8 protein-coding genes are annotated in these 8,828 nt (G+C 50.5%); all 8 read left to right on the forward strand.

From position 1 onward, the window contains the following. Positions 1 to 176 precede the first annotated feature (176 nt). Positions 177 to 1,046 carry a DUF72 domain-containing protein gene (locus tag BZG75_RS13690; RefSeq protein WP_077577279.1) on the forward strand — a complete coding sequence of 290 codons (870 nt, stop codon included), beginning with the start codon at positions 177 to 179 and terminating at the stop codon, positions 1,044 to 1,046. Between the two features lie 134 nt (positions 1,047 to 1,180). Further along, positions 1,181 to 1,909 (forward strand): carboxy-S-adenosyl-L-methionine synthase CmoA, encoded by a 729-nt coding sequence (gene cmoA / locus BZG75_RS13695; RefSeq protein WP_077577280.1) that lies wholly within the window; start codon positions 1,181 to 1,183, stop codon positions 1,907 to 1,909. Positions 1,910 to 2,080: 171 nt separating this feature from the next. After that, positions 2,081 to 3,052 (forward strand): tRNA 5-methoxyuridine(34)/uridine 5-oxyacetic acid(34) synthase CmoB, encoded by a 972-nt coding sequence (gene cmoB / locus BZG75_RS13700; protein WP_077460426.1) that lies wholly within the window; start codon positions 2,081 to 2,083, stop codon positions 3,050 to 3,052. A gap of 398 nt (positions 3,053 to 3,450) precedes the next feature. Continuing rightward, entirely contained in the window at positions 3,451 to 4,269 is an 819-nt protein-coding gene (locus BZG75_RS13705) for an ATP-dependent zinc protease family protein (protein ID WP_077577281.1), read from the forward strand. Between the two features lie 56 nt (positions 4,270 to 4,325). Beyond that, positions 4,326 to 5,855 (forward strand): inactive transglutaminase family protein, encoded by a 1,530-nt coding sequence (locus BZG75_RS13710; protein WP_077577282.1) that lies wholly within the window; start codon positions 4,326 to 4,328, stop codon positions 5,853 to 5,855. Beyond that, positions 5,848 to 6,855: an alpha-L-glutamate ligase-like protein gene (locus BZG75_RS13715; protein WP_077577283.1), complete on the forward strand. Its 1,008-nt coding sequence runs from the start codon at positions 5,848 to 5,850 to the stop codon at positions 6,853 to 6,855. Before BZG75_RS13710 ends, BZG75_RS13715 begins: the two co-directional genes overlap by 8 nt. A gap of 80 nt (positions 6,856 to 6,935) precedes the next feature. Beyond that, a complete protein-coding gene (locus tag BZG75_RS13720) occupies positions 6,936 to 7,448 on the forward strand; it encodes a VC2046/SO_2500 family protein (RefSeq protein ID WP_021022358.1) in 513 nt (170 codons plus the stop codon). 259 nt (positions 7,449 to 7,707) lie between these two features. After that, the gene (locus BZG75_RS13725; RefSeq protein ID WP_077460421.1) at positions 7,708 to 8,355 is read left to right on the forward strand and encodes an SDR family NAD(P)-dependent oxidoreductase; all 648 of its coding nucleotides are present in this window, start codon (positions 7,708 to 7,710) and stop codon (positions 8,353 to 8,355) included. Positions 8,356 to 8,828: the final 473 nt, after the last annotated feature.

Genomic DNA, 8,828 nt, shown 5'->3' on the forward strand with positions numbered 1-8,828 from the left:
TACGCCCCTGCGACTGCCGTTACTGTCAAAGACCTGCCATTATAAAGGAAAAGCCCCGCTCTTGGTAAAGCGATCGCGTGTTTTTATTCTGTTTCTCCTTCATATGGTTTTTTTCCCCGGTTGCGATTAGGCTACCGCAACGTGTATTGACCAATCATAACGACGCCATGTCTCTGATGCTACATCAACTGTCCGATCCGCCGTTGCGCCTTGGTTTGACCCAGTGGTCTCATCCCAGTTGGCAGCACCATTTTTATCCTCCAGGTACCCGTTCGGGTGAGCGTTTAGCCCGCTACGCAGAGGTATTCAATACGGTTGAGGGCAATACCACCTTTTACGCGTCGCCGTCGCCACAGACGGTGGCGAATTGGGCGGCCGCGACGTCAGACACTTTCCAATTTACTTTTAAGTTTCCCAAAACCATTACCCATCAATGCCAGTTGCGCCATGCGCAAGATTTAACGCGGGATTTTATTCATTTGATGGCGCCTCTCCATGATAAAATTGGCCAGTGGACGATTCAGCTGCCGGCCCGCTTTGGTCCTGAAGGCTTGCCGGATCTGGCCGCCTTTTTGCAAAGCTTACCAGCGGATATCTTTATCGGCGTGGAAGTACGGCACCCGGCTTTTTTTGCCAAAGGAGAGGCAGAGAAGACGTTGAATCGACTCTTGATCGCCCATCACGCCAACCGAGTGATCATGGACAGTCGTCCTGTGTTCGCGGCGAAACCGGACACGCCAGCGGTGATTGATGCACAAAAGAAAAAGCCGCGTGTCCCCGTGCATGCGATTGCCACCAGCGATGCGCCTATGGTGCGGTTTATTGGTCATCCTGAGCTGGCAGACAATAGCGCATTTTTTGAACCATGGATCCCACGTTTATCTCAATGGATAGCCGCAGGCAAAACGCCCTATTTAATGATTCATACTTCGGATAATGACCAAGCCCCGGCGCTCGCGGCACACTTGTATCAACATCTTGATTTATCAACGCCACTGGCTTCAGTCACCCGCGCCGCGCAAAGTCAGCAAGGGGCACTGTTTTAGGGTATCCACGCAAGGTGCGCGCTCACCGTGCAGACAGGCGCTGAAAAATTCACTACAATACGCCGCTTTTGCGATAGGGTTTGCTGGCGTCAGGTGCTCACACTGGCCAGCTGGGCTGATTTGTAGGGGCTTATATGGCTAATCAGGATAAAATTTTCGCGGCGCCGATTGAGAAGATGGGCGACTTTACCTTCGATGAGAATGTCGCCGAAGTGTTCCCGGATATGATCCAGCGCTCGGTGCCTGGGTACAGCAACATTATCTCGGCGATTGGTATGCTGGCGAAACGCTTTTCCACGCCAGATAGCCATATTTACGATCTCGGTTGCTCGTTGGGCGCCGCCACCCTGTCGATGCGCCGCCATATTCCTCATGACAGCTGTACCATCATCGCGGTTGATAATTCACAAGCGATGGTGGAGCGTTGCCGTTTGCATGTGAATGCCTATCGCGGCGCTGCCGATGTTGAGGTGCGTGAGGCTGATATTCGCGATGTGACGATTACTAATGCCTCCATGGTGGTGCTTAATTTTACCCTACAATTTTTAAGCCCGGACGATCGCCAAGCGCTACTCACCCGCATCTATCAGGGATTAAAACCGGGCGGGATCCTGATTTTGTCGGAGAAGTATTGCTTTGAAGACGAAACCGCCAATGAACTGCTGATTGACTTGCACCATGACTTTAAACGCGCCAATGGCTACAGCGAGCTTGAGATCAGTCAAAAACGCAGTGCGCTAGAAAACGTGATGCGTCCAGATAGCATTGATACCCATAAAACGCGATTGAGCGAGATTGGTTTTAGCAGTGTCGCCATGTGGTTTCAATGTTTTAACTTTGGGTCGATGTTCGCGATTAAATAAGATAAGCGATGACATAAAGCGATGCGTCCCGTCATCCCGGTACGCTATTGATCTATTTAGATCATTGATCCAGTTACACCATTAATCTATTTACACCATTGATCGAGTTACACCCTTGATCCAGTCAACCCTTTGATTCAGCGAAACACGCCATTAAGTACGAGTAATCTGATGTTTGATTTTTCCGATTTTTATCAACTGATCGCCAAAAACCGTCTCTCTCATTGGTTAGAAGTTCTGCCGGCGCAATTGGCGGAGTGGCAAACCCAGCCCCATGGCGATATGCCAAAGTGGATAAAAGTGCTGAATAAAATCCCGACCGATGCGCCCGAGCAGGTGGAGCTAAAAGATAGGGTCCAGATTGGCGATGCCACCAGCTTGCCTGCCGGTGAGCGTAAAAAGTTAGAAAATCTGCTCCGTAGCTTTCACCCATGGCGCAAAGGGCCTTATCAGGTTCACGGTATGGATATCGACACCGAGTGGCGTTCGGATTGGAAGTGGGATCGGGTGCTTCCGCATATCTCTCCGCTCAAAGGGCGCTATGTGCTCGATGTCGGCTGTGGGAATGGCTACCACATGTGGCGGATGTTGGGTGAAGGGGCGGCTCTGACCGTGGGTATTGATCCCTCTGAGCTCTTCTTAATGCAGTTCGACGCCATTCGTCGCTTAATGGGCAATGACCAACGCGTGCATCTGCTGCCCTTAGGAATCGAAAAACTCCCTGCCCTGCGTGCATTTGATACCGTGTTTAGCATGGGCGTGCTTTACCACCGTCGCTCGCCGCTCGATCATCTAATGCAACTCAAAGATCAGTTAGGGAAAGACGGTGAGCTGATACTGGAAACCTTGGTGATTGATGGCGATGAAAACGCTGTATTGGTGCCATCAGGCCGCTATGCACAAATGCGCAATGTCTACTTTTTCCCTTCGGCGCGTGCGCTCAAAGTGTGGTTGGAAAAAGTCGGATTTGTCGATGTCCGTATTGTCGATGAATGTGTCACCACCACCGATGAGCAGCGCAGCACAGCGTGGATGACCCATAACTCGTTGCCAGAGTACCTAAACCCAGATGACCCGACGCAAACCATCGAAGGGTATCCGGCGCCTAAACGCGCAATTTTAGTGGCGCGCAATCCTGATTAAATCGCGCCAGGCGGCGTGTGCTGTGGTTAATTTTACCTAGTGTAGTTAATTTGACCTAGAGCACACGCAACGCTGACGCTGATGTCGCGATCTGCGCCCTTTTATTGTTATTCACTTTATGCACAAGGGCGCGACTGCCTGTTTTCGGGCAATTTTTCACCAATAGCGTTGATATAATCAACGTTTAGTCAATTCTGACTAACATTTGACAGAATCCCTCTATCCATCTTGGTCGCATCCTTTAGAATCTGCGTCCACGGCTTGTCGTTTCATCCTTCCTGTCAGGCTAAGCAACATAAACCGACTGATGAAATACAAATCGGCTTCGCGACTAAGTCATCGACAAGCTATATTTCAAGCATATACGAGAATTATCTTTCCAGCGCCGAGGGTTTTACATGGTTTATCGCTACACATTGATTGGTGGTTTGCTCGTTATCGTTTCTGGCTGTACCTTGACTTCACAGCACCAGCACAAAGAAACGCTAAACACCATTCACTCCACCGCCACCCATGTGCATGAGCAACAAACGGCCACACAGGACCAATTAAAAGCCCATGACAAGACCCTGGTCGTATTGACCGACGAGATGCGTCAACTGGCTGATAAATTAAACGTCATGCAGCGGACTCAGGCAAAAATGTATGCCAATTTCGCCAACCCAAAACCGGAAGTTAAAATCCAAGAAAAAGTAGTCCGGGTGCCCGTGAATAACGACAAAGTGGTCCTCGGCGGACGTGAATGGGTTTGGTTTGATGAAGTCAAAAGCACCTTCCAGTCGCGCGTAGATACCGGCGCGGCAACCTCGTCGCTCAATGCGGTAGATATTCAAGAATTTGAGCGCGATGGTGACACCTGGGTCAAGTTTAATGTCAATCATAGTGAAAACAATGACCAGTCGGTATTTATGGAAATACCCGTAAAGCGCTGGGTGCGTATACGGCAATCATCGACCGATAAAACTGACCGCCGCCCCGTGGTTGAAGCGTGGATCCGGGTGGGTAACATTCACGAAAAAACCGAATTTACCCTCGCGGATCGCACCAATATGGAATACCCCGTATTGTTGGGCCGCTCGTTTTTTAAAGATTTAGCCGTGGTAGATGTCAGCCAAGTACACATTCATCCGCAATATCAGCCGGACACTCCCCCGGAGCCTAGTGATGATGATCGTCAGCCGCCATCAGCGTCTAAAGAATCGGCTCTACAAGAATAGGCTTTACGAAAAACTAGGCTCTTCGAAAATAGGCTCTACGAAAATAGGTAATCGACATGGTTTCACGGGTTCCTTTTTACTTTTTGATCGGCTTTTTAATTTTGGCCGGTATCGCACTCAGTGCCTATCGTCACCTAGGCTATGGTGTGCCTTGGCAAGCGGATGACACCCGCCAAGTCTGGCAAATTGAGGCCAGAATTAACTTTGATGCCGACAATGGCCCAGTAAAAGTTAGCCTTGCTGCACCAGATAGCCAACCTGGGCTTACGCTTATCGATGAGAGCACCTCCTCGGCAGGCTATGGTTTTTCATTGCTTAACACTGAACATGGCCGCCAAGCACAGTGGTCGACGCGCCAAGCCAACGGTGAGCAAACCCTTTATTTTAAAAACCAAATGTTAGTCGACGACAGTGCGCGCTATACCATGGCCCCACCTGATGAAGAGCAGGTGACGCTTCCTGTGATGGATAATGCTGCCAAAAATGCGGCCTTAGCACTGCTGGATCGAGCTCGGGCGCGCTCGGCGGACAACATTACGTTGACCCGTGAGCTCATCAAACAATTTAATAGCCCAGATAGTCAAAACGCGGCGTTGTTACTCAATACCCTCGACAAACCCGACGCCCTACGAAAAACCTTGGCACTGGAAGGTGTGCATGCGCGCGTGGTCGGTGGCTTGGAGCTTGAAGATGGGCGACGTCGCCAAACCATTTCTCCCATGCTACAAGTGTGGCAAGACACACGCTGGCACTTGTTTGATTTAACCACTGGGCAAAATGGCCATCACAGTAATGTCCTGCTCTGGAACCAGCACGGCGGACCATTGTTAGAAGTGATGGGCGGTGAACATAGCCAGGTACATTTTTCAATTATCTCCCAAGATATCAGCCCACAACAGGCCACTTCGGCGAAGGTTTCCGCCGATAACCTACTTAACTTTTCTATTCATAGCTTGCCCATTGAAGAGCAGGCGATGTTTAAAACCATTATGCTGATCCCGATTGGCGCGCTGATTGTGGTGTTCTTGCGCGTGATCGTGGGGTTAAAGACTTCAGGGACCTTTATGCCAGTGCTGATTGCGGTCGCCTTTGTGCAAACCCAATTACTCACTGGGATTGTTGGCTTTGTGTTGATCGTCGGCACTGGGCTGGTGATAAGAAGCTATCTCTCGCGGCTTAATTTGCTGCTGGTTGCGCGAATTTCCGCAGTGATTATCACGGTCATTTTAATTATTTCGGTATTTAGCGTGATCGCGTTCCGTATCGGCTTAATGGAAGGGCTAACCATCACCTTCTTCCCAATGATTATTCTGTCATGGACCATCGAGCGGATGTCGATTTTATGGGAAGAGGAAGGCGCAAAAGAAGTGGTGATTCAAGGCGGTGGCTCACTCGTCACTGCGGTGTTGGTGTATTTGGCGATGACCAATGAGTTGGTCCGGCATCTGACCTTTAACTTTATTGGCTTGCAGCTGGTGATCTTGGCATTGATATTAATGCTGGGTAATTACACCGGCTACCGCTTGTCGGAGTTGAAGCGGTTTCGCCCGTTAGCACATCAGGATGGGAGCGGTCGTGATGATTAAATTCTTTTCACGGTTCGCCTCCCCCTTTCGCCTGAATCACGCCGGCATTATGGGGATGAACCAGCGTAATATCCGTTACATTGGTCGTTACAACGACAGGCGTCTTTATCCATTAGTGGATGACAAACTTAAAACCAAGTTGATCGCCCAACAAGCCGGCGCTACCGTCCCTGAGTTGATCGGCGTGATTGATAGCCAAGCGCACGTCAAACGTATTCATCACATGGTGGCAAATTGGCCCGGTTTTGTGATTAAACCGGCGCAAGGCTCAGGCGGTAAGGGCATTTTGGTGGTGACGAAAAATCATCAAGGGGTCTATACCAAGGCCTCTGGCAAGACCGTGAGCCACATCGATGTTGAACGTCATATCACCAATACGCTCGCGGGCCTGTTCTCGCTCGGTGGCAAAGCGGATGTCGCTGTGGTCGAGAACTTGATCGCGTTCGACGATAGCTTCAGCGGTTTTAGCTATGAAGGGGTCCCTGATATTCGCGTGATTGTGTTTCAAGGGTATCCGGTGATGGCGATGATGCGGCTGTCGACCTCAGCATCTGATGGCAAGGCCAATTTGCACCAAGGAGCAGTAGGCGTCGGGCTAGATATGGCCACCGGTAAGGCGCTAAAGGCGGTGCAATTTAACCGCCCCATCACCCATCACCCGGACACGGAACATGACCTTTATACCCTGAAAGTGCCTCATTGGCAGCAGCTGCTTACGCTAGCAGCCAGCGCCTGGGAGATGACCGACTTAGGTTATATGGGGACAGATATGGTATTAGACAAAGAGAAGGGTCCGATGGTACTCGAGCTTAATGCACGGCCTGGTCTTGCGATCCAAATTGCCAATGGTTGCGGATTGCTGCCAAGGTTACGGCTGATTGAGTCACTTCCACCTCGGCGCTACCCGCTGATGCCAGACGATCGCGTGGCGTTTTCGATGCAGCATTTTGCTGGACAAAGTACGCAGCCATTGTCGCCCCAACTGGCACAAACCGGATAAAAAAGCACTAAAGTTTACCGTACGCGGCCGATACCCTATTACACATCCGCACAATCACGATATGAATTAGGGTAACCGCAGTGACTATCCATACCATCGACAAAGCGCAGCTTATTAGCGACGTCCAGTTTGGGGGCAACCTCAATCAGGCGGTGGTGCAAGGGCGTCGTTCCGACTTTGCGTTGATGATGGCGCTGCTTTCCGGGGATGCAAATGAGTCAACGCCACTCACCCTCACCGATAACCCTATCAGTAATGATGCGGTATTGCGCCAGCAGTTCCAGCTGGCAGAGCCGCAACCCTTGGCGGCCAGCAATGAAGAAGATTATCAGCGCGCCAGTGCCCAAGCCGATGCCTTTCACCGTGGCGGTTTAGCCAGCGCTAATTTGCGCTTTCAACTTGCTCCGGCCGCTATGCATTATCCGCCCCAGGGGACACACGGCTTTGATGAAGCGGTCTACCATAATCTTTCCGGTCATGAGCGTCGTCACTTAGCTGATGCAACCCCAAGCCGCCCCGCTTTTAACCCTGCCACCTTGTATGAAAAACTCACCACATCGCATTGCTTCGATAAAATGCGTGTAAGCGCATAACAACGAAGATCGCAAGTTGATCCTGAGAGGGTTTCATGATCCTTATCGAAATTGTGATCGTCTCTCAATTCCCAACAATATTTCTGCCAGACGACCAGACGTTTTGAGCCTTTTTTTCGCAGTCGGCGTAATTATGGTCCAGTATTACCTTCCCACGCTTGAATAAGGTGTGAGTAAGCTGTCATTTTCACGTGATTAGCTTGAGTATAAAAGGCAAGGCGTGATGCGCTAATTTATTGATACTATTAAGGAATTGACCATGAAGATCGATAACGCAGTGGTCGTTATTACCGCCGGCGGCTCATCATCGGGACGCGCAATGGCAGAGCATTTTTGCTCGCTTGGTGCTGACGTCGCATTGCTCGATACTGAATGGCCAGCACTGCGCTTAAGTGCCGATCAATGCCGTCCCTATGCTGGGCGCGTCCAGCCGATTTGTTTGGCCAATGATCAACCGGCTTCTATCCATGATGCGTTCGCACAAGTGACGCAACTTTTTGGCGGCATTGATGTGCTCATCAACCAATGGCAAGGCGACATATTGCCCAGTTTATTTAACAATGGTGCTTGGTGTGATATGCCGAGAATGCTGACCAATACAACCTCGCCATGTTATCTGGTGGTTCAGCACGCGGCAGAGTGTATGCAACAACGTGGTCGCCCCGGTGTGATCATTAATGTCGCTGGCGCTCATCTTACCCCTGATACGGTTGCCAATGCCATGATTGGCGGCTTAACCCAGCGCTGGGCCAAAGAGCTTTCCGGGCTAAAGATCCGCGTGGGAGGCATTGTGCCACGCCACCGACATCGCGCAACCTTTGAGATGGATGACGAATTAATTCGAAACGCGGAGTATATTGTCTCGAATGATTCTTTTAATGGCCGGTTGTTAGAAGCAAGTGGGTGAGAGAGATCTAGGTCCTAGAATCCTAGGGCCTAGGAACGGCTTTACGCTTTTCCCGTATTCCGTAAGCGAAGCGCTCTGTATTCCAATTCCCGAATACCGCGTAGGTCGGCATAAGCGCCAGTCCGATGTAAGCCTCGTGCATCGATGTGCCCTGCGCGCCTCCGACATTGAGGTCAAATTTGGCACCAAACGTGACAGGCGCCGTTGACAATGTGCACATGTCCATCATCGTGCTGGGGCTTGTGTCACCTACGCCAATGGCACCACCGATATATAAACCAGGCGTAGATACCATCTCTCCGAACCATCCGTAAAGGGTTATGTAACCACTTGCGGGTGGTATTCGCTTTGATGTTTTACAACACCAAAACAAATCTGTACCAGCTTGCGCATTCCAGCTCCTAAAGCCTGCATTTTACTTTTACCGTTTTCCATTAGGCGCTGATATTGTACCTGGATATCCGGGTTATATC

This window comes from Salinivibrio sp. AR640, assembly GCF_001995405.1.
Classification (GTDB): Bacteria; Pseudomonadota; Gammaproteobacteria; order Enterobacterales; family Vibrionaceae; genus Salinivibrio; species Salinivibrio costicola.